This is a genomic window from Streptomyces sp. NPDC032126, assembly GCF_055580085.1.
This window is the reverse complement of record NZ_JBVIMA010000001.1, coordinates 146,124-172,737: the sequence shown is the minus strand read 5'-3', so window position 1 is coordinate 172,737 and position 26,614 is coordinate 146,124. Positions and strand designations below refer to the sequence as shown.

23 protein-coding genes are annotated in these 26,614 nt (G+C 69.7%); 5 read left to right on the top strand and 18 right to left on the bottom strand.

Translation table 11 applies throughout. From position 1 onward, the window contains the following. Nucleotides 1–46 precede the first annotated feature (46 nt). Entirely contained in the window at nucleotides 47–1,510 is a 1,464-nt protein-coding gene (locus ACZ5NW_RS00710; protein ID WP_468741504.1) for a glycoside hydrolase family 43 protein, read from the top strand. Here the strand turns inward: ACZ5NW_RS00710 and ACZ5NW_RS00705 are convergent. The 5 genes from ACZ5NW_RS00705 to ACZ5NW_RS00685 form a co-directional block, all read right to left on the bottom strand. Beyond that, the gene (locus tag ACZ5NW_RS00705) at nucleotides 1,489–2,145 is read right to left on the bottom strand and encodes a potassium-transporting ATPase subunit C (RefSeq protein WP_468741503.1); all 657 of its coding nucleotides are present in this window, start codon (nucleotides 2,143–2,145) and stop codon (nucleotides 1,489–1,491) included. The genes ACZ5NW_RS00710 and ACZ5NW_RS00705 overlap by 22 nt on opposite strands. Before the next feature lie 3 nt (nucleotides 2,146–2,148). After that, nucleotides 2,149–4,272, bottom strand: a complete 2,124-nt coding sequence (gene kdpB, locus ACZ5NW_RS00700) for a potassium-transporting ATPase subunit KdpB (RefSeq protein WP_468741502.1) — start codon at nucleotides 4,270–4,272, stop codon at nucleotides 2,149–2,151. Then, on the bottom strand, nucleotides 4,269–5,933 hold the full coding sequence (gene kdpA / locus ACZ5NW_RS00695) for a potassium-transporting ATPase subunit KdpA (RefSeq protein ID WP_468741501.1): 1,665 nt from the start codon (nucleotides 5,931–5,933) through the stop codon (nucleotides 4,269–4,271). The genes kdpB and kdpA overlap by 4 nt, the downstream gene beginning before the upstream one ends. Nucleotides 5,934–5,941: 8 nt before the next feature. Further along, nucleotides 5,942–6,031 (bottom strand): K(+)-transporting ATPase subunit F, encoded by a 90-nt coding sequence (kdpF, locus tag ACZ5NW_RS00690; RefSeq protein WP_018566520.1) that lies wholly within the window; start codon nucleotides 6,029–6,031, stop codon nucleotides 5,942–5,944. 309 nt (nucleotides 6,032–6,340) lie between these two features. Next, on the bottom strand, nucleotides 6,341–7,762 hold the full coding sequence (locus ACZ5NW_RS00685) for a non-reducing end alpha-L-arabinofuranosidase family hydrolase (protein WP_468741500.1): 1,422 nt from the start codon (nucleotides 7,760–7,762) through the stop codon (nucleotides 6,341–6,343). A gap of 725 nt (nucleotides 7,763–8,487) precedes the next feature. Here ACZ5NW_RS00685 and ACZ5NW_RS00680 point away from each other — a divergent pair. After that, nucleotides 8,488–9,924 carry an endo-1,4-beta-xylanase gene (locus tag ACZ5NW_RS00680; protein ID WP_468741499.1) on the top strand — a complete coding sequence of 479 codons (1,437 nt, stop codon included), beginning with the start codon at nucleotides 8,488–8,490 and terminating at the stop codon, nucleotides 9,922–9,924. A 79-nt stretch (nucleotides 9,925–10,003) separates the two neighbouring features. On the opposite strand, the gene ACZ5NW_RS00675 is transcribed toward ACZ5NW_RS00680, so the two are convergent. The 3 genes from ACZ5NW_RS00675 to ACZ5NW_RS00665 all read right to left on the bottom strand — a co-directional run bounded on the left by ACZ5NW_RS00675 (nucleotide 10,004) and on the right by ACZ5NW_RS00665 (nucleotide 15,042). Continuing rightward, the gene (locus ACZ5NW_RS00675; RefSeq protein ID WP_468741498.1) at nucleotides 10,004–11,356 is read right to left on the bottom strand and encodes an extracellular catalytic domain type 1 short-chain-length polyhydroxyalkanoate depolymerase; all 1,353 of its coding nucleotides are present in this window, start codon (nucleotides 11,354–11,356) and stop codon (nucleotides 10,004–10,006) included. Between the two features lie 260 nt (nucleotides 11,357–11,616). Beyond that, a complete protein-coding gene (locus ACZ5NW_RS00670; protein WP_468741497.1) occupies nucleotides 11,617–12,939 on the bottom strand; it encodes a class I SAM-dependent RNA methyltransferase in 1,323 nt (440 codons plus the stop codon). A gap of 54 nt (nucleotides 12,940–12,993) precedes the next feature. After that, nucleotides 12,994–15,042, bottom strand: coding sequence for an APC family permease (locus ACZ5NW_RS00665; RefSeq protein ID WP_468741496.1), 2,049 nt, complete (start codon nucleotides 15,040–15,042; stop codon nucleotides 12,994–12,996). 193 nt (nucleotides 15,043–15,235) lie between these two features. Between ACZ5NW_RS00665 and ACZ5NW_RS00660 the strand changes: the two genes are divergently transcribed. Then, the gene (locus tag ACZ5NW_RS00660; protein ID WP_468741495.1) at nucleotides 15,236–15,904 is read left to right on the top strand and encodes a potassium channel family protein; all 669 of its coding nucleotides are present in this window, start codon (nucleotides 15,236–15,238) and stop codon (nucleotides 15,902–15,904) included. After that, complete coding sequence (locus ACZ5NW_RS00655) at nucleotides 15,904–16,581, top strand: potassium channel family protein (protein WP_468741494.1); 678 nt, start codon at nucleotides 15,904–15,906, stop codon at nucleotides 16,579–16,581. The genes ACZ5NW_RS00660 and ACZ5NW_RS00655 overlap by 1 nt, the downstream gene beginning before the upstream one ends. Before the next feature lie 70 nt (nucleotides 16,582–16,651). Here the strand turns inward: ACZ5NW_RS00655 and ACZ5NW_RS00650 are convergent, their stop codons facing one another. From ACZ5NW_RS00650 to ACZ5NW_RS00615, 8 genes are all read right to left on the bottom strand, one after another. Continuing rightward, the gene (locus ACZ5NW_RS00650; protein ID WP_468741493.1) at nucleotides 16,652–17,374 is read right to left on the bottom strand and encodes a DUF3159 domain-containing protein; all 723 of its coding nucleotides are present in this window, start codon (nucleotides 17,372–17,374) and stop codon (nucleotides 16,652–16,654) included. Between the two features lie 3 nt (nucleotides 17,375–17,377). Next, a complete protein-coding gene (locus tag ACZ5NW_RS00645) occupies nucleotides 17,378–17,776 on the bottom strand; it encodes an OB-fold nucleic acid binding domain-containing protein (RefSeq protein ID WP_468741492.1) in 399 nt (132 codons plus the stop codon). 58 nt (nucleotides 17,777–17,834) lie between these two features. Beyond that, complete coding sequence (locus ACZ5NW_RS00640) at nucleotides 17,835–18,515, bottom strand: response regulator (protein ID WP_468741491.1); 681 nt, start codon at nucleotides 18,513–18,515, stop codon at nucleotides 17,835–17,837. Beyond that, the gene (locus ACZ5NW_RS00635; protein ID WP_468741490.1) at nucleotides 18,512–21,241 is read right to left on the bottom strand and encodes an ATP-binding protein; all 2,730 of its coding nucleotides are present in this window, start codon (nucleotides 21,239–21,241) and stop codon (nucleotides 18,512–18,514) included. The genes ACZ5NW_RS00640 and ACZ5NW_RS00635 overlap by 4 nt, the downstream gene beginning before the upstream one ends. Nucleotides 21,242–21,666: 425 nt before the next feature. Further along, the gene (locus tag ACZ5NW_RS00630; RefSeq protein WP_468741489.1) at nucleotides 21,667–22,365 is read right to left on the bottom strand and encodes an ABC transporter ATP-binding protein; all 699 of its coding nucleotides are present in this window, start codon (nucleotides 22,363–22,365) and stop codon (nucleotides 21,667–21,669) included. 267 nt (nucleotides 22,366–22,632) lie between these two features. Continuing rightward, entirely contained in the window at nucleotides 22,633–23,394 is a 762-nt protein-coding gene (locus ACZ5NW_RS00625; protein ID WP_468741488.1) for a DUF3710 domain-containing protein, read from the bottom strand. Nucleotide 23,395: 1 nt separating this feature from the next. Beyond that, nucleotides 23,396–23,947 (bottom strand): dUTP diphosphatase, encoded by a 552-nt coding sequence (gene dut / locus ACZ5NW_RS00620; RefSeq protein ID WP_468741487.1) that lies wholly within the window; start codon nucleotides 23,945–23,947, stop codon nucleotides 23,396–23,398. After that, nucleotides 23,944–24,528, bottom strand: coding sequence for a PaaI family thioesterase (locus ACZ5NW_RS00615; protein ID WP_468741486.1), 585 nt, complete (start codon nucleotides 24,526–24,528; stop codon nucleotides 23,944–23,946). The genes dut and ACZ5NW_RS00615 overlap by 4 nt, the downstream gene beginning before the upstream one ends. 58 nt (nucleotides 24,529–24,586) lie before the next feature. Here ACZ5NW_RS00615 and ACZ5NW_RS00610 point away from each other — a divergent pair, with 58 nt between their 5' ends. After that, complete coding sequence (locus ACZ5NW_RS00610; RefSeq protein WP_468741485.1) at nucleotides 24,587–25,051, top strand: DUF3093 domain-containing protein; 465 nt, start codon at nucleotides 24,587–24,589, stop codon at nucleotides 25,049–25,051. 42 nt (nucleotides 25,052–25,093) lie between these two features. Here ACZ5NW_RS00610 and ACZ5NW_RS00605 read toward each other — a convergent pair whose 3' ends face one another. Next, nucleotides 25,094–26,053, bottom strand: coding sequence for a hypothetical protein (locus tag ACZ5NW_RS00605; protein ID WP_468741484.1), 960 nt, complete (start codon nucleotides 26,051–26,053; stop codon nucleotides 25,094–25,096). Between the two features lie 13 nt (nucleotides 26,054–26,066). Then, entirely contained in the window at nucleotides 26,067–26,363 is a 297-nt protein-coding gene (locus ACZ5NW_RS00600) for a DUF4193 domain-containing protein (RefSeq protein WP_003993510.1), read from the bottom strand. Nucleotides 26,364–26,614 lie beyond the last annotated feature (251 nt).

The window sequence follows — 26,614 nt, the reverse complement described above, 5'->3', positions numbered from 1 at the left end:
CAAGTGAAGCGCTTCGATACTTCGGCTCGATGAGAGGACCTCTCGGGTGTCCCACCCCGTGCTCCCCGGCTTCCACCCCGACCCCAGCGTCTGCCGCGTGGGCGACGACTACTACCTCGCCTGCTCCAGCTTCGAGTACTTCCCCGGCGTCCCCCTCTTCCACAGCCGCGACCTGGCCCACTGGACCCAGATCGGCAACGCCCTCGACCGGCCGGAGCAGCTGCGCCTGCCCGCCTCCATGCCGTCGTCCGGCGGGATCTACGCCCCCACGCTGCGCCACCACGACGGCCGCTTCTGGCTGATCGTCACCAACTGCGCCGAGGGCGGCGGGAATCTGCTCGTCACCGCCACCGACCCGGCGGGCCCCTGGTCCGACCCGACCTGGCTGCCCGGCGTCCAGGGCATCGACCCCGACCTCGCCTGGGACGAGGACGGCACCTGCTGGTGCACGGTCGCCGGGGTGTCGCAGGTCCCGATCGACCCGTACACCGGCCGCACGCTCGGCGAGCCCCGCGGGCTGTGGTCCGGCGCTCCCGGCGCCAAGGCCCCGGAGGCGCCGCATCTGTATCGCATCGGCGAGTACTGGTACCTGCTCATCGCGGAGGGCGGTACCGAGCGCGGTCACGGGGTCTCCATCGCCCGCGGCCGCACCCCGAGCGGTCCCTTCGAGCCGTGCCCGGCCAACCCCGTCCTCACCCACCGCGGCACCGACCACCCCGTCCAGAACACCGGGCACGGGGACCTGGTACAGGCCCCGGACGGCACCTGGTGGCTGGTGTTCCTCGGCGTGCGGCCGCACGGGGGGACGCCCGGCTGGCACGTCCTCGGCCGCGAGACGTTCCTCGCCCCGGTCACCTGGGAGGACGGCTGGCCGGTCGTCGGCGACATCGTCACGCCGGGCGACGACGGGCCCGGCGAGCCGTACCACGACGACTTCGACCTCACCGAACTGCATCCGTCCTGGATCTCCGTGCGCGACCGGCCCGCCGAGCACTGCACGACGAAGGAACGCCCCGGCTCACTGACGCTGCGGGCCCGTGGCGCCTCGCTCGACGCGCCGGACGCCGTCTTCATCGGCCGGCGCCAGCAGCATCCCGTGTGCCGGGCGCGCGCGTCGGTCGACCCGGCGCGGGGGTGCGGCGGGCTCGCCGTCCGCCTCGACGAGCGGCACCACTACGGCGTCGAGGCGGACGGCACCGAGGTGCGGGTGATCTCACGGGTCGGCTCGGTGCGTACGGTCGTGGCCACCCGGCCGGTGCCCCCGGGCCCGGTCGTCCTCGGCGTGCGGATGACCGAGCCGCCCGCCCCGCACGGCCCGTGCACCGGTCCCGACGTCGTCTCCCTGGGCCTCGAACTGCCGGACGGCACCTTCACCTCGCTCGCGACGCTCGACGGCCGCTATCTGTCGACCGAGGTGGCCGGCGGTTTCACCGGCCGCGTCATCGGCCTGTACGCCGCCGAGGGCGTCGTCCACTTCGACTGGTTCGATTACGAGCCGCTGACCGCGTGACCCCCCGAGGATGCCGCGAGGTCCCTGACGGCGATGTTGAGTTCGAGGACGTTCACCCGGGGCTCGCCGATGAAGCCGAGGGTGCGGCCCTCGGTGTGGGCCTCGACCAGCTTCTCGACCGCGTCGACCGGCAGGTGGTTGCGTTCGGCCACGCGGTGCACCTGGAGTTCCGCGTACGCCGGGGAGATGTCCGGGTCCAGTCCGGAGCCGGAGGAGGTGACCGCGTCGGCGGGGACCTGGGACGGCAGGACCTTGTAGTCGGCCGTCGAGTTGTCCTTGACGACCTTGGCCTTGGCCTCCTCGACCGACGCGACGAGTTTCTCGTTGTCGGCGGAGAGATTGGTCGCGCCCGAAAGGATCAGCTGGTACCGGGTGTTGACCGAGTTGATGCCGAGGCCGTTCGCCGGACGGGACTGGAAGTAGTCGAGGCTGTAGCCCTGTTGGCCGATGAGCGAGGAGCCGACGACCTTGCCGCGCGACGTGATCTCGGAGCCGTTCGCCTGGTCGTGGAACAGCGCCTGGGCGATGCCGGTGACGACCAGCGGGTAGACGACGCCCGTCACCAGGGTCAGTACGAGAAGGGCACGCAGACCCGCCCCGAGCAACCGGGCCGTGTTCGTGACGGAGTTGTTCATGACTCAGCCGATTCCGGGGATGAGGGAGAGGAGCAGGTCGATGAGCTTGATGCCGAGGAAGGGCGCGATCAGGCCGCCGATGCCGTAGATCCCGAGGTTGCGCCGCAGCATCTTGTCCGCGCTCATCGGCCGGTACCGCACGCCCTTCAGGGAGAGCGGCACCAGGGCGACGATGATCAGCGCGTTGAAGACGACCGCGGACAGGATCGCGGAGTTCGGCGAGGACAGGTGCATGATGTTGAGCTTGTCCAGGCCCGGGTAGACCGCCGCGAACAGCGCCGGGATGATCGCGAAGTACTTCGCGACGTCGTTGGCGATGGAGAACGTGGTCAACGCGCCCCGGGTGATCAGCAGTTGCTTGCCGATCTCGACGATCTCGATCAGCTTGGTCGGGTTGGAGTCGAGGTCGACCATGTTGCCGGCCTCCTTGGCGGCCGACGTCCCCGTGTTCATCGCCACGCCGACGTCCGCCTGCGCGAGGGCCGGGGCGTCGTTCGTGCCGTCGCCGGTCATCGCGACCAGCTTGCCGCCCGCCTGCTCCCGCTTGATGAGGGCCATCTTGTCCTCGGGAGTCGCCTCCGCGAGGAAGTCGTCGACGCCCGCCTCCTCGGCGATCGCCCTCGCGGTCAGCGGGTTGTCACCCGTGATCATGACCGTCTTGATGCCCATGCGGCGCAGTTCCTCGAACCGCTCGCGCATGCCGTCCTTGACGACGTCCTTGAGGTGGATGACGCCCAGGACCCGGGCGCCCGCGTCGTCGTGCACGGCGACCAGCAGCGGGGTGCCGCCGCCCTCGGAGATGCGGTCGGCCGTCGCGTCCGCGTCCTCGGCGACCGTGCCGCCCTGCTCCTCGACCCAGGCGATCACCGAACCGGCCGCGCCCTTGCGGATCTTGCGCCCGTCGACGTCCACTCCCGACATACGGGTCTGGGCGGTGAACTCGATCCACTCGGCGCCGACCAGCTCGCCCTGGTGGCGTTCGCGCAGACCGTACTTCTCCTTCGCCAGGACGACGACGGAGCGGCCCTCGGGGGTCTCGTCGGCCAGCGAGGACAGCTGGGCCGCGTCGGCGACCTCGGCCTCGGTGGTGCCGTTGACCGGCAGGAACTCGGCGGCCTGGCGGTTGCCGAGGGTGATGGTGCCGGTCTTGTCCAGCAGCAGGGTGGAGACGTCACCGGCGGCCTCGACCGCGCGCCCCGACATGGCCAGCACATTGCGCTGGACCAGGCGGTCCATGCCCGCGATACCGATCGCCGACAGCAGCGCGCCGATCGTGGTCGGGATCAGGCACACCAGCAGGGCGACCAGCACCACCATCGTCAGATGCGTACCCGCGTAGTCGGCGAACGGCGGCAGGGTGGCCACCGCGAGCAGGAAGGCGATGGTCAGCGAGGCCAGCAGGATGTTCAGCGCGATCTCGTTGGGCGTCTTCTGCCGGGCCGCGCCCTCGACCAGGTTGATCATCCGGTCGATGAAGGTCTCGCCCGGCTTCGTCGTGATCTTGATGACGATCCGGTCGGACAGCACCTTCGTACCGCCCGTCACCGCGCACCGGTCACCACCGGACTCCCGGATGACCGGGGCGGATTCACCGGTGATGGCCGACTCGTCGACGGACGCGACGCCCTCGACGACGTCGCCGTCACCGGGTATGACGTCGCCGGCCTCGCAGACGACCAGGTCACCGATCCTCAACTCCGTACCGGCGACCACGCTCCCGTCGGTCTTGCGCGCCACGGTGTCGGTCTTGGCCTTGCGCAGGGTGTCCGCCTGCGCCTTGCCCCGGCCCTCCGCGACCGCCTCCGCCAGGTTGGCGAAGACCACGGTCAGCCACAGCCAGGCGCTGATCGTCCAGCCGAACCAGTCGGTCGGATCCTTGAGGGAGAACACCGTCGTCAGCACGGAGCCGATCCACACCACGAACATCACGGGCGACTTGACCATCACCCGAGGGTCGAGCTTGCGGAAGGCGTCCGGCAGCGACGTGATCAGCGCCGTGGGGTCGAACAGACCGGCGCCGACACGGCCCTCGGCCGGCTGGTGCCCGGTGGGGACGTCGCTGTGCGGCGCCCTGGTGGGGGCGGCTGTGGACATCGAGTCCTCTTGCTTCGTTACGTCGGTTGTCATGACGCCAGCCCCTCGGCCAGCGGGCCCAGCGCGAGGGCCGGGAAGTACGTGAGACCCGTGATGATCAGGATGGCGCCCACCAACAGGCCGGTGAACAGCGGCTTCTCGGTGCGCAGGGTGCCGGCGGTCACCGGCACCGGCGTCTGCTCGGCGAGCGAGCCGGCCAGGGCCAGGACGAACACCATCGGCAGGAAGCGGCCCAGCAGCATCGCGAGCCCGGTCATGGTGTTGAACCAGTCGGTGTTGGCGTTCAGACCGGCGAAGGCGGAACCGTTGTTGTTCGACGCCGACGTGAAGGCGTACAGCACCTCGGAGAAGCCGTGCGCGCCCGAGTTGAGCATCGAGTGCGGCGGGGTCGGCAGCGCCATCGAGGCCGCCGTGAACACCAGCACCAGCGCCGGAGTGATCAGGATGTAGCAGGCGGCGAGCTTCATCTCCCGGGCACCGATCTTCTTGCCCAGGTACTCGGGGGTGCGGCCGACCATCAGACCGGCGATGAACACCGCGATGACCGCCATGATCAGCATGCCGTAGAGGCCGGAGCCGGTGCCGCCGGGCGCGATCTCGCCCAGCATCATCCCGAGCAGGGTGATGCCGCCGCCGAGTCCTGTGAAGGAGGAGTGGAAGGAGTCCACCGCACCGGTCGAGGTGAGCGTGCTCGACGTGGCGAAGATCGACGAGGCACCGACGCCGAAGCGGACCTCCTTGCCCTCGTACGCCCCGCCCGCCGCCTGCAGCGCCGGGCCGTGGTGGGCGAACTCCGTCCACATCATCAGGACGGTGAAGCCCAGCCAGATGGTGGCCATCGTGGCGAGGATCGCGTAGCCCTGCTTCACGTTGCCGACCATCACGCCGAAGGTGCGGGTCAGCGAGAAGGGGATCACCAGGATCAGGAAGATCTCGAACAGGTTGGTGAACGGGGTCGGGTTCTCGAAGGGGTGGGCGGAGTTGGCGTTGAAGTAGCCGCCGCCGTTGGTGCCCAGTTCCTTGATGGCCTCCTGCGAGGCGACCGCGCCGCCGTTCCACTGCTGCGACCCGCCCATGAACTGCCCGACCGCGTGAACGCCGGAGAAGTTCTGGATCGCACCGCACGCCACCAGCACGACGGCGGCGATCGCGGCACCCGGAAGCAGGATGCGCAGCGTGCCGCGCACCAGGTCGGACCAGAAGTTGCCCAGCTCACCGGTGCGCGAGCGCGCGAACCCGCGCACCAGCGCCACCGCGACGGCGATACCGACGGCAGCCGAGACGAAGTTCTGCACGGCCAGACCGGCGGTCTGCACGACGTGACCCATGGTCTGCTCGCCGTAGTACGACTGCCAGTTGGTGTTGGTCACGAAGGAGACAGCCGTGTTGAACGACTGCGCCGGGTTCACCGAGGAGAAGCCCAGCGAACCGGGCAGCACGCCCTGGAGCCGCTGGAGCAGATAGAGGAAGAGGACACCCACGGCGGAGAAGGCCAGGACACCGCGCAGATACGCGGGCCAGGTCATCTCGGCGTCGGGGTTGGCGCCGATGGCCCGGTAGATCCACTTCTCCACCCGCAGGTGCTTGGTCGAGGAGTACACCTTGGCCATGTACGTGCCGAGGGGGACGTAGGCGAGGGCCAGCGCGCCGATGAGGGCGAGCAACTGGAGGAAGCCCGCGACTTCTGGACTCATGCCGGTGCTCAGAACCTCTCCGGGAAGATCAGGGCGAGGACGAGATAGCCCAGCAGAGCGACGGCCACGATCAGGCCGACGACGTTCTCGGCGGTCACAGCTTCGTCACCCCCCGGGCGACGAGAGCCACCAGCGCGAAGCCCGCGAGCGCGGTGACGACGAAGGCCAGATCGGCCATCGTGAACTCCTGAAGAGGTTCGGGTGCGGAACAGGTACGGTTCGAGGAAACCCCCTCTCCGGCCTGATCAGACGCCCCGTTGACGCCCCTCTTACGGCCACGCCCCCACCTTTGACGGGACCCTTACGGCCCCGGTTCATCGGCTTCCCCGGCGCTGCCTCATGGCGACAAAGGCGACGGCCGGCCCCATCTGGATGAGGCCGGCCGTCGCCGAGGTGCACGGACTGGTTCAGCGCTGCAGGGTGAGGACGCCCGGCCGCCACGGCAGTTGGTCGTAAGGACCGCTCGCGGAGGGGGACTTGCCCTGGTAGAGGAGTTGCAGGTTGCAGGGGTCGATGGTCTTGGTCTGGTCGGGGTTGGTGCGGACCAGGTCGCCGTGGCTGATGTCGTTGGTCCAGGTGGCGCCGCTGTTGGCCTTGCCGGCGAAGGGGTTGGACTCGGTGGCGGCCTGCGGGGTCCATGAACCGCTCAGGCTGGTGGCCGTGAAGGAGCGGAAGAAGCGCTGCTCGCTCGCACCGCGTGCCTCGACGATCATCAGGTACTGGTTCTGGCCCTGGACCTTGTAGACCTCGGGCGCCTCGAACAGGTTCTTGACCGTGTCGCTCATGACGGTCGTGTACGACGAGCCGAAGCTGCCCGGGAAGTTCCCGATCGGCATGCTCGCCCGGTAGATGCTGCCGTTGTCACCGGCGAAGAACAGGTACATGTTCTGGCCGTCGGCGATCAGCGTCTGGTCGATCGGGGCGGCACCGCCCGGGAGGCTGCCGGTGAACAGCGGCTGCGGCGCGGACCAGCCGTTGGGGTTGGTGGGGTCGCTGGAGGTGCGGTAGATGAAGGGCCACTGGCCCCACTGGTAGGCCAGCACCCAGATGTTCTTCGGCTGGAAGTAGAACAGCGTCGGCGCCACCGCGGCCTGGCTCATCCCGGTCTGGCGGGCCGAGGCCATGTCCGACCAGTTCGTGAAGGGCGCGAAGGCCATCGAGCCGTACGACGAGCCCGACACGTTCGAGCCGTAGACCAGGTGCTTGCCGTTGTAGACCACGGTGGTGAAGTCCTTCAGCGCCACCCACCCGTTCGCCGGCTGCGCCAGCGCACCCGTCGACGTCCACCGGTAGGTCGAGGGAAGGGAGCACGAGCCCGGCGGGGTCGTCCCGGACAGGCCGGTCCACTTCTGGTTGCCGGCGCCGGTGCAGTTCCACAGCTGCACCGCCGTGCCGTTGGCTGTACCGCCGCCCGCGACCTCCAGGCACAGCCCGGACTCCACGCCGACGACCGTGCCGTCGGAGTTCACCCGCCACTGCTGGTTCGCACCACCGGAACAGGACCAGATCTGCACCCGGGTACCGGCCGTGGTGGCATGACCAGGAACATCCAGGCACTTGTTCCCGAACACGGTCAGCTGATTGCTGTCCGTCAACGTCCACTGCTGATTGGTCCCGCCCCAGCAGTCATAGATCTGCAGAGACGTGCCATCGGTCTGGGAGGCGCCCGCCACATCCAGACAGCGGCCGGAACCAACACCGCGCAAAGCGCCGCTGGAAGCCGCCTGGGCCGGGGCGGCGACGAGCATCGCCGCCAAGGCGGCCAGGGCCGCGACCACGGCGGCGAGCACCGCTGAGGGATGCCTGCGGCTGAAACTTCCTCGATGCATGGATACTTCCTCAACCTTGGGTAGGCGGTTCCGGTTCGCCGGCTGGCGGGGCCATGACATACGCCTACGTTCGCGATATCGAACAAGGGTCGGAGCGTCGAGCAAACCTGAATGATAGGGAACCTGCGAACGGCGTCAATAGCTCTCGCATGTATCGCCATAGGCTCCGAAACATTCGTACCACCGCGCGCCGACGAGGTCACGCCACGCCCTCAAATGACTGACTCGTAAGCGTCTTGACCCGCCGAATCCACCCGCCGCGGACGGCAGCACCGGGGCTGCTGCCCCCTCACCGTGCGAGCGAAAGTTTCGAATGACAATCGGAAATTTCTTCGGCGAAGAGTATTGACCATCCACGGTCACGCCTCAATCATCTCTGTCTGAGAAACCGGCGCTGGTTCGAGGTTCCGGGCTGTATCGGCCGGGCGATCCATGGTCCCCGGCAGATCAGCGACCAGCTGCACGGCAGAACCGCGCACCACACCCGCGCCACACCGTTTCCGTTCCGGTGAGGTTCGCACCAGCGCACCCTGGCTCTTCCGGCAGTGGGAGAGAGGCATGTGACGCCGTGTGACGAGCCCCCGGTTGAGCCGCGCTGGAGTAACCCCATGCCTGTATCGAGACGTGGAACACGCCCGCCGCCCGCCGTACGTCGCCCACGGGACCGGGCGACGCAATCCCCGGAGCTTCAGTCGATCAGCGATTTCTCCCTCGGAGGCACAGCCATGGGCTCATACGCCCTTCCCAGAGCCGCTACCCGCCGGACGATCCGCGGCCTGCTGCCGGCGCTGGTCGTCGGCGTCCTCGGTGCGGCCACCGCACTGTCCGCAGCGCCGACCGCACACGCCGCCGAGAACACGCTCGGCGCCGCGGCGGCGCAGAGCGGCCGCTACTTCGGCACCGCCATCGCCTCGGGCAGGCTGGGCGACTCGGCGTACACCTCGATCGCGAGCCGTGAGTTCAACATGGTCACGCCCGAGAACGAGATGAAGATCGACGCCACCGAACCGCAGCGGGGCCAGTTCAACTTCAGCGCCGGCGACCGCGTCTACAACTGGGCCGTGCAGAACGGCAAGCGGGTGCGCGGCCACACACTGGCCTGGCACTCCCAGCAGCCCGGCTGGATGCAGAGCCTCAGCGGCAGCAGCCTGCGCCAGGCGATGATCGACCACATCAACGGCGTGATGGCCCACTACAAGGGCAAGATCGCCCAGTGGGACGTCGTGAACGAGGCCTTCGCCGACGGCAATTCGGGCGCCCGGCGCGACTCCAACCTCCAGCGCACCGGCAACGACTGGATCGAGGTCGCCTTCCGCACCGCGCGCGCCGCGGACCCGGCCGCCAAGCTCTGCTACAACGACTACAACACCGACAACTGGACCTGGGCCAAGACCCAGGCCGTGTACAACATGGTCAAGGACTTCAAGCAGCGCGGCGTACCGATCGACTGCGTCGGCTTCCAGTCGCACTTCAACAACGACAGCCCGTACAACAGCAACTACCGCACCACCTTGCAGAGTTTCGCCGCTCTCGGCGTGGACGTGGCCGTCACCGAGCTCGACATCCAGGGCGCCTCGCCCACGACGTACGCGAACGTGGTGAACGACTGCCTGGCCGTCTCGCGCTGCCTCGGCGTCACCGTCTGGGGCGTGCGCGACAGCGACTCCTGGCGATCGGAGCAGACGCCGCTGCTGTTCAACGGCGACGGCAGCAAGAAGCCGGCCTACACCTCCGTCCTCAACGCGCTCAACGGCGGCACCACCACGCCTCCCCCGTCGGGCGGCGGCGGACAGATCAAGGGCGTCGGTTCGGGCCGCTGCGTGGACGTTCCCAACTCCAGCCAGACCGACGGCACCCAGGTCCAGCTGTGGGACTGCAACACCGGCACCAACCAGCAGTGGACATCCACCAGCGCCGGTGAGCTCAGGGTCTACGGCAACAAGTGCCTGGACGCAGCCGGTACCGGCAACGGGGCCAAGGTCCAGATCTACAGCTGCTGGGGCGGCACCAACCAGCAGTGGCGCCTCAACTCCGACGGATCCATCGTCGGAGTCCAGTCCGGTCTCTGCCTCGACGCCGTCGGGAACGGTACCGCGAACGGCACCCAACTCCAGCTGTACACCTGCTCGAGCGGCAGCAACCAGCGCTGGACCCGCACCTGAGAGGCCTGCCCAGACAAAGCGGTGAAGCCGCGCCAGCCCCTTGGCGCGGCTTCACCCCTTCGTGTGCGTCGGAGGTCGACTATCCCAGGGCCCACTGCTGGTTGCTGCCGCCCGAGCATGACCAGAGTTGGACCGGAGCGCCGTTGGCGGTGGAAGCTCCGGCCACATCCAGGCACAGGCCGGACTGGGCGCTGGTGATCGTGCCGTTGGAGTTGATGTTCCACTGCTGGTTGGCCTGGCCGTTGCAGGACCAGACGATCGCCTTGGTTCCGTTGGTGGTGCCCTTGGCGTCGGCGTCCAGGCAGAGGGTGCTGCCTCCGACCGTGACCGTCAGCTCGTTCGACGAGGTGTGCGTCCAGGTCTGGTTGGCCCCGCCGCTGCAGCTGTATATCTGCTGCTGAGTGCCCAGGGTCTTGGTCGAGTTCGGGTCGTCCAGGCACTTGCCCGCACCCACCGCGTGCAGCGCACCCGTGGTGCCGGTGGTGGAGCCGCCGCCGTCCAGCCCCATGAAGTGAAGGGCGTAGGCGGCCATCTGCGTGCCCTGGATCGGCAGTTGGTGCCCGGCGCCGGCGATGCTGTACGCCTCGACCTGCGTGCTGCCGGAGCTGTTGTTGTACCGGGTCCGGTTCCAGTTGGCGACCGGGGTGTCACTCGACGACGGGGTCTGACTCACCCCGAGTACGTTCGTCCACTGTTTGATCTCTTCACCGAGATTGTTGTGGCTCAGGGTGGTGTCGGCGGTGCCGTGCCACAGTTGCACGCGGGGGCGCGGCCCGGCATAGCCGGGATCGGCATTACGCACCAGGCCGCCCCACTGCTGTGCGGTCATGGAAACCTGGCCTCCGGCGCACGGCCCGTTCCAGCCGCGCACAGTACCCGTGTAGAAGCAGTGGTACGGCACGCCCATGAACGCCGCGCCCGCTTTGAACACGTCCGGGTAGTCCGCGAGCATGACGTTGGTCATCATCCCGCCGGACGACTCGCCGGTGACGTACACGGCGTTGGGGTTCCCGCCATAGTGCTGCTCGGTGTACGTGATCATCGACATCAGCCCGACCGGGTCGCTGCCGCCGTTGCGCTTCAGCGCCTGGTCGGACGAGACGTCCCAACAACTGCCGCCGGGGTTGGTCGAGGGATAGATGACGATGAATCCGTACCGGTCGGCCAGCGATCCGAAATCGGTGCTGGAGTACAGGTACGGTCCGGAGCCCTGGCACCCGTGCAGCGCCAGGAGGATCGACGGGTTGGCCTTGACGTTGTTCGGCACGTAGACGTACATCTGCAGGCCGGTCGGGTTGGTGCCGAAGTTCGTGATCTGGGTGAGCGAGGCGGCGGCAGCCTGGGGCGCGGCGGGCAGCACAACCCCGATCGCAGCGCCGAGCGCCAAGAGCAGGCCGAGCAGGCGTAACTTCAGGTGCCGGGATCGAAGCATGGGAAGTCATCCTCCACGGGCTGTTGTTGGCCTGCCTGAGTCCAGGTATGGCGCGCTCTCGTGGGTGCGCGTCGATGCACGTGTGAAAGTCTCATAGGCTGGCGTCCCCTTGCTCGCTGTTGGCTCGCCAAAGGGATATGGGCGGCTCACTTCCTGGAAGTGACACTGCCGCGATGTCCGTGTCCTGTCAAGAAGTCATGGGATGTCTTCCTGGCGGGCGTCGTCTGGACCTGCTGTTCGTCGACGGGGCCGACGACGTCTCAACGCGCCGCGGGCTCCAGAATCGCCACGCACTCCACGTGATGCGTCATCGGGAACAGATCGAAAGCCCGCAGCGTCCGCACCCGGTACCCCCCGTCCCGGAAGTAGCCGAGGTCGCGGGCCAGGGCCGCCGGGTCGCAGGCGACGTAGGCGATGCGGCGGGCGCCCAGGGAGATGAGGTGTTCGACGGTGCTCCGGCCGGCGCCCGCGCGCGGGGGGTCCAGGACGATGAGGTCGACCTCGGTGATCCCGGTGCGCGGCAGGACCGACTCGACCTTGCCCTGTTCGATGCGCACCCTCGGGAAACCGGCGAGGTTGTGGCGCGCGTCCTCCACGGCCCGCTTGCCGGACTCGATGCCGAGGACGGCGCCCTTGTCGCCGAGCCGGTCGGCGAGGGCGCCCGCGAACAGGCCCACACCGCAGTACAGGTCCAGCGCCATCTCGCCCTTGCGTGGCAGCAGGCCCTGCATCACCGCGGTGACGAGGGTGTCGGCCGCCTTCGGGTGCACCTGCCAGAAGCCGCCGCTGCCGACCCGGTACGTACGGCCGTCCGCGCGCTCGCGCACGAAGGGGCGGCCGTGGACGCGGTGGACGCCGCCGTCCTTCTCCCCGACCCGCATGACGGAAACGGGCCGGTCCAGCTCCACGATCGGCAGCCGTGCGCCGGGCTGCGGCGTGAGGATCACCTGGCGGTCCTGCGAGCCGGTCGCCGCGATCGCCTCCACCGACGCCATGCCGGTCCAGTCGCGCTTCTCGATGCCCAGCTCGCTGACGCCCTCGGCGGCGATCATGCAGTGGTCGACCGGCTCGACCTCGTGCGAACGGTGCCGACGCAGACCGGCGTGACCGTCGGGCGTCACCGCGTACTGCACACGGGTGCGCCACTGCGGCACCTGCCCGGCGGGCAGCTTGTCGCCCTCCGCCGGCATCACCGTGCCGTCCCAGCCGGCCTCCTCGGGCGTGAGGCCGGCGAGCCGCCGCAGCTGCTCGGCGAGCACCTCGCCCTTCAGCCGGCGCTGGGCGCCGGGCTTGGCGTGCTGCCAGTCGCAGCCGCCGCAGCGCCCGGGCCCGGCGAAGGGGCAGGGCGCCTCGACGCGGTCCTTGGACGCCTCCAGCACCTGGACGGCGTCGGCGCGCAGGAACCGCGCGTCCTCCTCGCCCTCGGTCACCCGGGCCACGACCCGCTCACCGGGCAGCGCGTGCCGGACGAACAGCACCTGGCCCTCGGACGTACGGGCGATGCAGTGGCCGCCGTGGGCGACGGGGCCGACCTCGACCTCGTACTCCTGGCCCACCAGCGACTTCTTCGGTTCTGCCTGCATGGCGGGGTGACTCCAGAGACGTGAGGACGAACGGCCGGTCAACAGCCCACCAGTCTACGTCCGACTGGAGGACTCCTTCGCCCGCTCCTCGGCCGGCCCGCGCCGCACCGAGCCCGGCGCGTTCCACTCCTGCCGCTTGCGGGCCCTGACCTTCGCCGCCTCGGAGGACTGCAGCTGGTACGGCACCGACGTCACCATGACACCGGGCGTGAACAGCAGCCGCCCCTTGAGCCGGAGAGCGCTCTGGTTGTGCAGCAGATGCTCGTACCAGTGGCCGACGACGTACTCGGGGATGATCACGGAGATCGCGTCGCGCGGCGACTCCTTGCGCAGCCCCTTCACGTATTCGATGACCGGCCGGGTGATCTCGCGGTACGGCGAGTCCAGCACCTTCAGCGGTACGTCGATGCCGCGCCGTTCCCACTCCTCGCGCAGCGCCTGGGTCTCAGCCGGGTCGACGTTGACGCTGAGCGCCTCCAGGCTGTCCGAGCGCAGCAGCTTGGCGTAGGCGAGGGCGCGCAGGGCCGGCCGGTGGATCTTGGAGATCAGGACGACGGAGTGCACGCGGGAGGGCCGTACGCTGTCGTCGCTCGGGCCCTCGGGGGCGGCGAGCTCCTCGGACACATGGTCGTAGTGGCGGCGGATCGCCGTCATCGTCCCGTAGAAGATCACCATGCCGAGCAGGGCGACCCAGGCGCCGTGGGTGAACTTGGTGAGGAGGACGACGACCAGGACCAGTCCGGTGAAGAAGGCGCCGAAGGTGTTGATCGCGCGGGAGCGGATCATGTGGCGGCGCTTGGCCTGGTCCGTCTCGGTGGCCAGATGGCGGTTCCAGTGCCGGACCATGCCGGTCTGGCTGAGCGTGAAGGACACGAACACGCCGACGATGTACAGCTGGATCAGCCGCGTGGAGTCGGCGCCGTAGATCCACACCAGCAGGGTGGCCGCGCCGGCGAGCAGCACGATGCCGTTGGAGAACGCGAGGCGGTCGCCGCGGGTGTGCAGCTGGCGGGGCAGATAGCGGTCCTGCGCGAGGATCGAGCCCAGCACCGGGAAGCCGTTGTACGCGGTGTTCGCGGCCAGGAACAGCACCAGGGCGGTGGCCGCGGCGAGCACGATGAAGAAGAAGCTGCCCTTGCCGAAGACGGCCTCGGCGACCTGGGTGATCACCGGGTTCTGGACATAGCCGGTGCCGACGGCCACGCCGTTCTTCAGCAGGTCGGTGGCCGGGTTCTCTGCCATGCGCACATCGGTGGCCAGGGCGAGGCCGATGATGCCGCAGAACATCGTGACGGCGAGCAGGCCCATCAGCGCGAGCGTGGTCGCCGCGTTCTTCGACTTGGGCTTACGGAAGGCGGGCACGCCGTTGGAGATCGCCTCGACGCCGGTGAGCGCGGCACAGCCGGAGGAGAAGGCGCGCAGCAGCAGGAAGACCAGCGCGAAGCCGGCGAGCCCCTGGTGCTCGGCCTTGATGTGGTAGTCCGCCGTCGGCGCCCGCAGGGTGTCGTCCAGGACGAGCCCGCGGAAGGCACCCCACGCGATCATGATGAAGACGCCCGCGACGAAGACGTACGTCGGGATCGCGAAGAGCTTCCCCGACTCCTTCACGCCGCGCAGGTTCATCAGCGTCAGCAGCACGATCACGGCGACGGCGCAGACCGTCTTGTGCTCGACGACGAAGGGGACCGCGGAGCCGAGGTTCTCGATACCGGAGGAGATGGAGACGGCGACGGTGAGGACGTAGTCGACGAGCAGCGCGCTCGCGACCGTCAGGCCCGCCTTGCGGCCGAGGTTGGTGTTCGCCACCTCGTAGTCGCCGCCGCCGCTGGGGTAGGCGTGCACGTTCTGCCGGTAGGACGCCACCACGGTGAACATCAGGACGACGACCGCGACGGCGATCCACGGGCTGTAGTGGTAGGCCGACACACCCGCGATGGACAGGACCAGCAGCACCTCCCCGGGCGCGTAGGCCACGGAGGACAGGGGGTCGGAGGCGAAGACGGGTAGGGCGATGCGCTTCGGCAGGAGCGTTTCTCCGAGCCGATCACTGCGCAAGGCGCGCCCGATCAGAATCCGCTTGGGCACGTCGGTCAGTTTGGACACAACTGGTAATCGTAAGCCTTGGCCACCGGGGGACGTCCACCTCCCCCACCCATATGCCGAACGGGACAGGTCGGCGGGGCCGCGCAGGGGTGGTACAGGGGTGCCCACGCGGCACCGCGCATGTGTAGCTTGGTCGCCGGTCTGAGACGCTGTTAAGACCAAGTCAACGACTCTTGACACCGGAAGGACGGTCGTGCACATCGTCATCATGGGCTGCGGCAGAGTGGGCTCCGCTCTCGCCCAGACCCTGGAGCAGCAGGGGCATACGGTCGCCGTGATCGACCAGGACCCCACCGCCTTCCGCCGTCTCGGCTCCTCGTTCGGCGGCCGCCGGGTCACCGGAGTCGGCTTCGACCAGGACACCCTGCGCGAGGCGGGCATCGAGGAGGCCGGCGCCTTCGCCGCGGTCTCCAGCGGCGACAACTCCAACATCATCGCGGCCCGCGTGGCCCGCGAGATGTTCGGCATCGAGAACGTCGCCGCCCGGATCTACGACCCCCGGCGCGCCGAGGTCTACCAGCGCCTGGGCATCCCGACGGTCGCCACGGTCCGCTGGACCGCCGACCAGATGCTGCGCCGGCTGCTGCCCTCCGGCGCCGAGCCGCTGTGGACGGACCCGACCGGTGGCGTCCAGCTGGCCGAGGTGCACACCTCGAACGCGTGGGTCGGACACAAGATCAGCAAGCTGCAGGAGGAGACCGGGGTCCGTGTGGCGTTCCTGACCCGTCTCGGCGAGGCGATCCTGCCCAGCTCGCAGACGGTGCTGCAGGAGGGCGACCTGGTGCATGTGATGATGCGGACGGACGAGGTCGAGAAGGTCGAGGCGGCGTTCGCCAAGGGTCCCGAGGAAGGCGGTCACTGATGAGGGTCGCCATCGCCGGAGCCGGCGCCGTGGGCCGCTCGATCGCGGGCGAGCTGCTGGAGAACGGCCACGAGGTCCTGCTCATCGACAAGGCGCCGACCGCGATCTCGGTCGAGCGCGTGCCCCAGGCGGAGTGGCTGCTGGCCGACGCCTGCGAGATCACATCCCTGGACGAGGCGGCGCTCCAGCGCTGCAACGTGGTGATCGCCGCCACGGGCGACGACAAGGTGAACCTGGTCGTCTCCCTGCTGGCGAAGACGGAGTACGGCGTCCCGCGCGTCGTCGCCCGCGTGAACAACCCCAAGAACGAGTGGCTGTTCAACGAGTCGTGGGGCGTGGACGTGGCCGTCTCCACCCCGCGCCTGATGTCGGCGCTCGTCGAGGAGGCGGTGAGCGTCGGCGACCTGGTCCGCCTGCTGCGCTTCAGCCACGGCGACGCCAACCTCGTGGAACTGACCCTTCCGGAGGAGTCGGCGCTGGCCGGCACCCAGGTCGGCGACGTGGAGTGGCCGGAGGACACCTCCCTGGTCACCATCATCCGCGGCACCCGCGTCCTCACCCCGTCCCGCGAGGACTCCCTGGAGCCGGGCGACGAGCTCCTCTTCGTGGCCGCGCAGGCCCGGGAAGAACAGCTGGAGGACCTGCTGTCGGTGCGCCGGGAGGACACCACCGGCTGACGCGGGATCATGCGAACGCGCGGAAGGGCGCCCCTCGATCGAGGGGCGCCCTTTCTCGGATCGGGGTGACCTACTCGGCCGACGAGGCCGCCGCCTTCCGCTCCCGCTCGGCCTGCTCCTCCGCCTCCATCTCGGCGAACACGTCGATGGGCGCGGGCGCCTTCGCGAGGAACACCCACGTCAGCCATACGGCCAGCAGGAACGGCGGAATCTTCAGAGCGATGAGGACCCAGCCGAACTGGGTCGTGTCCGCCCACCAGTACAGCGGGAACAGGATCGCGCACTTGGCGAGCAGGATGAGGCCCCAGGCCCAACTGGCCTTGGCGTAAGCCGTCTTGCGCCCGGGATTGCGGGTGCGCCAGGAGAGGTTCTCCTTGAAGACCGGCCCGAGGATCAGCCCGATCAACGGCACCCCGCACAGCGTCGTCACGATGTACGCCAGCGCCAGCCCCAGGGTGTACAACATCCCCGGCAGATAGAAGTCCTTGGCGTTCCCGGTGAACATCGCGAAGACCACGCCGAAGGCCACGCCGAACACACCGCTGAAGGCGTGCTTCACGGTGTCCCTCATGGCGAGCCGGACCACGACCAGCACCAGGGACACCGCCAGCGCGGCGATGGCCGACCAGTGCAGATCCTTGTTGATCGTGAAGATCGTGACGAAGAGGAGCCCGGGCAGCACCGTCTCGACCATGCCCCGGACCCCGCCGAACGCCTCGAACAGCGCGGCCTCCGTCACCGCCCGGGCGTCGTCCTGCTGGGTGTCCTGGGTCGGCTTGTCGAGCGACGTCACCGGCTACTCCCTACCGAGGGGTCTCAGTTCGTACTTCGGGTTGAACAGCACCCGGCGGCCTCTGCTCATCGAGATCCGGCCGGACGCGATCAGCTTGCGCCCCGGCTCTATGCCCACGATGGAGCGCCTGCCGAGCCACACCACGTCCAGCGCGGCGGAACCGTCGAACAGCTCGGCCTCCAGGGCCGGGACTCCCGCGCGCGGCCGCAGGGTGACCGTGCGCAAGGTACCAGTAACCGTCACTATCTGCCGGTCCTGGCAGTCACCGATACGGGTACAACCGGCCGTCTCGGCGTCCTCCCGCAGCTCCTCGGACTCCAGGTCCTCCTGCGACGAGGAGAGCCGGTCGAGCATGCGCCGGAACCGGCTCACCGACTTTTCGGAACGAGGAACAGCACTCATATCTGAAGCGTACCGGGGTGCACCGACACAGCCGTACCCCCCGTCAGCAGGGCTCGCCTCACTTCTCGAACCGGTATCCCATCCCCGGCTCGGTGATGAAGTGCCTCGGGTGCGACGGGTCGGCCTCCAGCTTTCTGCGCAGCTGGGCCATGTAGACGCGCAGGTAGTTGCTCTCCGTCCCGTACGACGGTCCCCACACCTCCTGGAGCAGCTGCTTCTGGCTGACCAGCCGGCCGGTGTTACGCACCAGCACCTCCAGCAGATGCCACTCGGTGGGCGTGAGCCGGACGTCCTTGCCACCCCGGTTGACCTTCTTCGCGGCCAGGTCGACGGTGAACCCGTCGGTCTCCACCAGCACGTCGTCCTCGCCGCCCGCCGGCTCGGCCCGGCGCACGGCGGCCCTCAGCCTGGCCAGCAGCTCGTCCATGCCGAACGGCTTGGTGACGTAGTCGTCCGCGCCCGCGTCCAGCGCCTCGACCTTCTCGTCCGAGGAGTGCCGGGCGGACAACACCAGGATCGGCACCCGGGTCCAGCCGCGCAGCCCCTTGATCACCTCGACGCCGTCCATGTCGGGCAGCCCCAGGTCGAGGACCACCACGTCCGGGTGGCGGGCGGCCGCGAGCTCCAGCGCGCTGGCTCCGTCGTGTGCCGCGTCCACCTCGTACTTGCGTGCCTTGAGGTTGATCACGAGGGCGCGCACGATCTGCGGCTCGTCATCGATCACGAGCACCCGGGTCATGAAGCCTGCCTTTCAGGGTGTGCGGGGTGTTCGGGTGGGGCGGGGTGTTCCGGTCGTGCCGGATGGTCGGGGGGCGCGGGATGGTCGGCGTGCGGGGAGCCCGGGTCACCGGTGGCGGTGTCCTGGGGGCGCCCGGAGGGGAGCTCGCCTGCGACGGGCACGGCCTCACCCGTCCGCCCGGCGGCCTCACCCATCGGCCCGGTGTCGGCTGCGGCGGCCCCCTCCGCGCCGCTCGTCGCCGCCCGCAGGCTCAGCACCATGGTGAGTCCGCCGCCCGGCGTGTCCTCGGCGGTGAGCGTGCCGCCCATCGCCTCCACGAAGCCACGGGCGACCGCCAGCCCCAGCCCCACCCCGGCGCCGCGCGGTGCGTCGCCGTACCGCTGGAAGGGCGCGAAGATCCGCTCCTTCGCCTCGTCCGGCACCCCGGGGCCCCGGTCGACGACGCGCACCTCGACCCGGTCCGCCATGGCGCTCGCGGCCACGACGACGGCCGTGTCGGGCGGCCTGTACTTGACCGCGTTCTCCACCAGATTGGCCACCGACCGCTCCAGCAGCCCGGCGTCGACGGCGACCATCGGCAGCGTCTCCGGCACATCCAGCTCCACGCTGCCCTCCGGGACCCCGCCCAGTGCCATCGGCACCACCTCGTCGAGGTCGACCTCCCGGATGATCGCCGTCACCGTGCCGGTCTGGAGCCGTGACATGTCCAGCAGGTTGCCCACGAGGTGGTCGAGCCGGTCGGCGCCGTCCTCGATGCCCTCCAGCAGCTCCGCCTGGTCTTCCTCGGACCAGGCCACGTCGTCGGACCGCAGGCTCGACACGGCCGCCTTGATCCCCGCGAGGGGCGTGCGCAGGTCATGGCTGACGGCCGCCAGCAGCGCCGTGCGGATCCGATTGCCCTCGGCCAGCGCCCGCGCCTGGTCCGCCTCCTCCTGCAACCGCCGCCGGTCCAGCACCACCACCGCCTGCGCCGCGAACGCGGCCAGCACCCGCCGGTCCTCCGCCGGCAGCACCCGCCCCGTCAGCGCCAGCGCCATGTGGTCGCCGACCGGCATGTCGACGTCCGCGTCCTCCGGCCGCTCCACCGGCCGACCCGACCCCACCTGCCCGGCACAGGTCCACGGCGCCAGATCGCTCTCCCGTTCCAGCAGCGCCGCCGACTCCATGCCGAAGGTCTCCCGCACCCGCTCCAGCAACTCCTCCAGGCTGGTCTCACCGCGCAGCACGTTCCCGGCTAGGAAGGAGAGGATCTCCGACTCGGCCCGCAGCCGCGCCGCCTGATGCGTGCGCCGCGCGGCCAGATCGACCACGGACGCCACCGACACACCGACCCCGACGAAGATCACGATGGCCACGATGTTCTTCGGGTCGGCGATCGTCCACCGGTGCAGCGGCGGTGTGTAGAAATAGTTCAGGAGCAAGGATCCGAGCGCCGCCGAGCCCAGGGCCGGCAACAGCCCGCCGACCAGCGCCGCGGCCACGGTGACCGACAGGAACAGCAGCATGTCGTTGGCGAGGCCGAGGTCGATCCCGCTCAGGAGCACCGCCAGGATCGCCGGCCCGGCCAGCCCGACCAGCCAGCCCCACAGGATCCGGGCCCGCCCGAGCCGCGCGCCCCGGGCCACCGGCAGTCCCCGCCCCTTGGCCACCTCGTCGTGGGTGACGATGTGGACGTCCAGGTCGGGCCCCGACTCGCGGGCCACCGTGGCCCCGACGCCCGGCCCGAAGACGTACTGCCACGCCTTGCGCCGCGACGACCCGAGGACGATCTGCGTGGCATTCACCCCACGCGCGAAGTCCAGCAGCGCGGCGGGTATGTCGTCCCCGACGACATGGTGGAACGTGCCGCCGAGATCCTCGACCAGGGTGCGCTGCACCGCCAGCTCCTTCGGCGAGGCCGCGGTCAGTCCGTCGCTGCGGGCGATGTACACGGCGAGCACCTCGCCGCCCGCGCCCTTCTCCGCCAGCCGCGCCGCCCGCCGGATCAGCGTCCGCCCCTCGGGACCGCCCGTGAGCCCGACGACGATCCGCTCCCGCGAGCCCCAGATCGCCGAGACCCGGTGGTCGCGCCGATACTGCTTGAGGTACTCGTCGACCCGGTCGGCCACCCACAGCAGCGCCAGCTCCCGCAGCGCCGTCAGGTTGCCCGGCCGGAAGTAGTTCGACAGGGCCGCGTCGACCTTGTCCGGCTGGTAGATGTTCCCGTGCGCCATCCGACGGCGCAGGGCCTCCGGCGACATGTCGACCAGCTCGATCTGGTCGGCCCGCCGTACGACCTCGTCCGGCACGGTCTCCTGCTGCCGCACCCCGGTGATCGACTCCACCACGTCGCCCAGCGACTCCAGGTGCTGGATGTTGACCGTCGAGATCACATCGATCCCGGCCGCCAGCAGCTCCTCCACGTCCTGCCACCGCTTGGCGTTGCGCGAACCCGGGACGTTGGTGTGCGCCAACTCGTCCACGAGTGCCACCTGAGGGTGGCGGGCCAGCACCGCGTCCACGTCCATCTCGCTGAAGGCGGTGCCCCGGTACGGGAGCTCCTTGCGGGGGATCTGCTCCAGCCCGTGCAGCATCACCTCGGTGCGCGGGCGGGCGTGATGGGCCACGAACGCCACCACACAGTCCGTGCCCCGCTCGATCCTCCGATGGGCCTCCGACAGCATGGCGTACGTCTTGCCTACGCCCGGCGCCGCACCCAGGTAGATCCGAAGCTTGCCGCGTGCCATGGCCTCATTGTCTTCCCGTGCATCTTCCGTACGCAGCGACGACCCTACGACCACGGAACCCGACATTTGTCACGAGAGGTGGGCCAGGGGACGTCTTTGACACAACTCTGACGCGGGGGACGGGACACCGAGCGGAGGGACGTCGAACGTGGCGCGCGCCCACGGGGTAGGCCGAAGCCTCGGGGCGCCGGAGTGTCACACGAGCGGGACGCCCACAGCCAGGGCACAGCACGCCGCACACCTCCAGGACACCGGGATGCGCGGTGCCGGACCAGTAGGGGACCCACGACGCCCTGGACGCCCCCCAGACCCCCATGACGCCGAGCCGCCCCGCCCGGTACCCGTCGAGCGCAGCACCGATCGAGGGCGCGCCGCGCGGCTCCGATCAAGGCACCCCCACGCAGCCGCCCGGCTCCCTGCCAGCGCTACTCCTCGCCCTCGGCTATCTCCCCGTCCCTCAGCTCCAGCACCCGGTCGGCCAGGTCGAGCAGGGTCGTGTCGTGGGTGGCGACCAGGGCCGTGACGCCTTCGCTGCGGACGACCGCCCGGAGCAGCTCCATCACCGCGTGGCCGGTCTCCGCGTCCAGCTGGCCGGTGGGCTCGTCGGCGATGAGGAGCGAGGGGCTGTTGGCCAGGGCACGGGCGATGGCGACTCGCTGCTGCTGGCCGCCGGAGAGCTCACCGGGCCGCTGCGCGGCATGGTCGGCGAGCCCCACGAGGGAGAGCAGCAGCTGGACCCGCTCCTCCCGTTCCTTCGCGGCGGCGCGGCGCATCCGCAGCGGCACTCCCACATTCTCCGCGGCCGTGAGGATCGGGATGAGACCGAAGGACTGGAAGACGAAGCCGATCCGGTCCCGGCGCAGGGACAGCAGGCCGTCCTCGCCGAGCTGCGACAGGTCGAGGCCGTCGACCGAGACACTGCCCTGGTCCGGTGTGTCCAGCCCGCCGACGATGTTGAGCAGGGTGGTCTTCCCCGACCCCGAGCGCCCCTTGAGGGCGACGAGCTCGCCGCGCGGGATCTCGAAGGAGACCCCGCGCAGGGCATGGACCGCGGCCGCTCCCTCGCCGTACGACTTGTGGACGTTCTCCACCCGGACCATCGTCTGCGTGACGACCTGGCTCATATGTCCTCCCCGTTTCCCCCGTGGACCGGGCGTCAGTATCGCGATCTTCCGCCCGGTCCTCAATGCTTCCCGAAAGCTTCCCGGTCCCTGCTTCCACCGGATCCCTCGATCCTTCATCCCTTCATCGGACCGGACCCCCGAATCGGTTCACACGAATCCAGATCGGCTCACGCGAAGAGGTCACGCATGCGAAAGAGCCGCACCCCGAAAGATGCGGCTCTCCAATGACTCCCGAGCGGCGCTCGACCGGCTCTCCCCGCGGAGCGCCTAGCGGACCTCGGTGATCTCCGGACCGCGCTGCAGCTGGCCCATGCCTCCGGAGAAGCGGGAACCCTCCTCCTGCTGGACGCCTTCCGGCACCATCTGCGCGTCGTTCGGCAGCTTCAGGACGATCGGGTCGCGCGGGGCCATCGGACCCTCGCCGCGGACCACGACCGTGTCCCTGAAGATCTGTTCGAGCAGCCCGGCGGCCTGCGGCTGCACCGCGCCCTGACCCGAGATGACACCGCGCAGGAACCAGCGCGGACCGTCCACGCCGACGAACCGCACGACGTGGAAGCCACCCGTGCCGTCCGGCAGCTGCACCGGCACCTGGGCGCGCAGCTCCCAGCCCAGCGGACCCTCGACCTCGTCGATGATGCCGCCCTGCTGGGTGATGCCGGCGGCGATCTCCTCGCGCACCTCGCCCCAGATGCCCTCGCGCTTGGGCGCCGCGAAGGCCTGCAGCTGGATGGCGCTGTCGCGCAGCACGACGGTCGCCGCGACGATCGCGTCGCCCGCGACCTCGACCCGCAGCTCCATGCCGTCGACACCCGGCACGAACAGTCCACCCAGGTCCACGCGGCCCTCGGCGGGGTCGCGCACCTCGGTGCTGTCCCAGGGCCCGTCGGGCCGCGGCTCGGGTTCTAGCCTCACGCGCTCGCGCTCGGCCTCTTCGTCGTCCGCCTCAGTGTCGACACTGTCGACGACCTGCTCGGCCTCGCCGGCCGCGTCCTCGGCGGCACCCTTCTTCTTGCGACGTCCGAACACGTCACTGTCCTTCCCGGTCGGATACGACCGAAGCGTATCGATTCCCACCCGTTGTGCCGCCGTCGGCGGCGTCACCGCTTGTGCTGCTAGGACCGCCCACGGCGGCGTGGCCGCCGGTGGAGCCGAAGCCCCCTTCGGCGCGCGCCGAGTCGGGAAGCTCCGCCACCTCCTGGAAGCGGACCCTCTCGACCTGCTGGACGACCAGTTGGGCGATCCGGTCGAAGCGCTCGAACCGTACGGACTCGTGCGGGTCGAGATTCACCACGATCACCTTGATCTCCCCACGGTACCCGGCATCAACCGTCCCGGGGGCATTCACGAGGGCGACGCCGCACCGGGCGGCGAGCCCCGAACGAGGGTGCACGAAGGCCGCGTACCCCTCAGGGAGCGCGATGGACACCCCGGTGGGCAGAACGGCCCTCTCCCCGGGCTTCAGTTCACGGCTCTCGGTGGTGCGCAGATCGGCTCCGGCATCGCCGGGATGCTCGTACGTCGGAAGCGGTACGTCCGGGTCGACGCGCCGGACGAGGACCTGCAGGGGGGCACGGCTCACGGGTTCACCTCGAAGGCGCGGGCGCGCCGGATCCGGTCCGGGTCGCTCATGGCGGCGCGGATCTCCTCCTCGCGGCCGTGGTGGACGAAATGCTCCACGGCGACCTCGATGAAGAGCGCGTCGGCGCGGACGGCGACCGGCCCGTCGGGGCCGCCGATCCGCCCGGTGGCGGTCGAGTAGATCTTCCGCCCGGCCACGGCGGTGACCTCGGCCTCCAGGTACAGCGTCGTCCCCACGGGCACGGGCCGTACGAAGTCCGTCTCCAGCCGTCCGGTCACGGCGATGGTCCGCAGCAGCCAGTTCAGCGAGCCCAGCGTCTCGTCCAGCGCGGTGGCGAGCACCCCGCCGTGCGCGAGGCCGGGTGCCCCCTGGTGGGCGGGCTGCACGGTGAACTCGGCGGTGACGCAGACGCCCTCGCCGGCCCGTGCCTCCAGGTGCAGCCCGTGCGGCTGCGCGCCGCCGCATCCGAAACACTGTTCGTAGTGGGCACCGAGGAGCTCGCCGGGTACGGGCGCGTCGGGGTGCCGCACCGGTTTCACGGCGTCGGCCGGGGGCTGAAGAGCTGCGGAAGTACCACTCACAGCCGCAGACCTTACCCGCGAGTCGGCGACAACCGGACACCGTGCCAAGCTTGGTTTCATGCAGCTCTCCGCCACCCCGTACGAAGAACGCCTCACCGCCCCCCGCTCGTGGTGGCTGGTCTCCTTCCTCGTGGGCGTCTCGCTGGCCCTGATCCTGTTGCCCTTCGGCACGCTGCCGCTGCTCGGCGGCCTGGTCGGCGGCACCGCCGCGGCGGCCGTGGTGGCCAGCTCGTACGGCTCGGTCCGCATCCGGGTGGTGGGCGACTCCCTGATCGCGGGCGAGGCGAAGATCCCCGTCGCGGCGCTGGGTGACACGGAGATCCTTCAGGGCGAGGAGGCGCGCGCCTGGCGCACGTACAAGGCCGACACTCGCGCCTTCCTGCTGCTGCGCTCGTACATCCCCACGGCGCTGCGCGTGGAGGTCACCGACCCGGACGACCCGACGCCCTACCTCTATCTGTCGACGCGGGAGCCGGAGCGCCTGGCACAGGCCCTCGCGACGGCGCGCGGAACCACCGCCTGACCCCTACACCGCGCCAGGGGCTCGGTGCCGCGAAGCGCTGCTCTACGACGGCTGTTCGGGTCCCTCGCCGCCCAGTTCCCGGGTGATCTCCTCGAAGGTCACCGGGTGCTCCGGGGTCTCCAGCGGGGGCAGGGCGGGCAGGGCGTCCCACGGAACCTGGATTCTTCGCAGGTCCGCGCGGACCTTGGCCGCGAGCTTCTTGGTGTCCCGCCGGTTCATCAGCGCGCCGACGGCGGCGCCCACCATGAAGGGCATGAGGTTCGGCAGGTCGCGCACCACGCGTTTCATGATCTGCTGACGCAGTTCGCGCTTCATCTGGCCGCCGAGCGCGGAGTTGACCGACGACGGCTTGAGCACGTCGATGCCGCGTTCGCCCGACCACGAGCGCAGATACGCGGTGCTGCGGTCCTTGAGATTTCCCGGCGGCCGCACGCCGTACACCTCGTGGAGTTCCGCGATCAGCTTGAGCTCGATCGCCGCCACTCCGGTGATCTCCGCGGCCAGCTCGGTGGGCATGGCCGGGGGCACGGGCAGCATCGCGGCGGCGCCCACACCGGCCCCGACGGTGGAGGAGGCGGCGGCCGCTCCCGCCACGAGTTTGTCCGCGAGCTCTTCCGGGCCGAGGCCGGGGAAGTGTCTGCGCAGCGTCCGCAGGTCCCGTACGGGGATCCTGGGGGCGATGTCGATGATCCGGTCGGCGAGGTAGGACAGCCCCGCCCTGGCGCGGCTGCCGCCCCTGCGGGCGCCTTCCCGGGCCAGTTCCCGTGCCTTGCCCCGGATCACCGCGACCCGCCGCTTCGCGACGGGCACGCGGCTCGCCGTGGGCGCCGGGCGGTCACTCCGGTCGCCTGCCGCTTCGAGCGAGGCCGATCCCGCAGGGACCGCTCCCGTACCGGATGAGCCTCGCTCGTCGTCGTGCATGCCGTGGGGGCCGTGCGACGGCCCCTTGTCCGCTCCCCGCAGGGGGAAGCGGCGCTTCCGGGGAGGGGTCGAGCCAGTCACGGCCGACCCGTCCTCAGTCGCAGTCGCGGCAGATCGGCTGGCCGTTCTTCTCGCGGGCCAGCTGGCTGCGGTGATGCACCAGGAAGCAGCTCATGCAAGTGAACTCGTCCTGCTGCTTGGGCAGCACACGAACGGCCAACTCCTCGTTCGAGAGGTCGGCGCCCGGCAGTTCGAGGCCCTCTGCGGCCTCGAACTCATCGACATCGACGGCTGACGCCGACTTGTCGTTCCGTCGCGCCTTCAGCTCTTCGAGGCTGTCGGAGTCGACGTCGTCGTCGGTCTTGCGTGGAGTGTCGTAATCGGTAGCCATGTCGCTCTCCCCCTCTGGGTGTCTGCGGTGTCTCCAGCGCACGTAACGCGTGAGAGGCCGGACTTGTGCCCGACCTGAGGCGGAGATTTTGCCTCACATCAAGGTCTGTTACTCAATCGACACCCAACCGGACCCCTCAAGAGTGATCGGCTTGGATGGCGAACCGGACCGTACACGGTCCCAATGCCGCAGTTCAAAGGCGTCTCACCCTGTACTTCCCGTGATCAGGACCCCCGAAAACCCGGATTTTC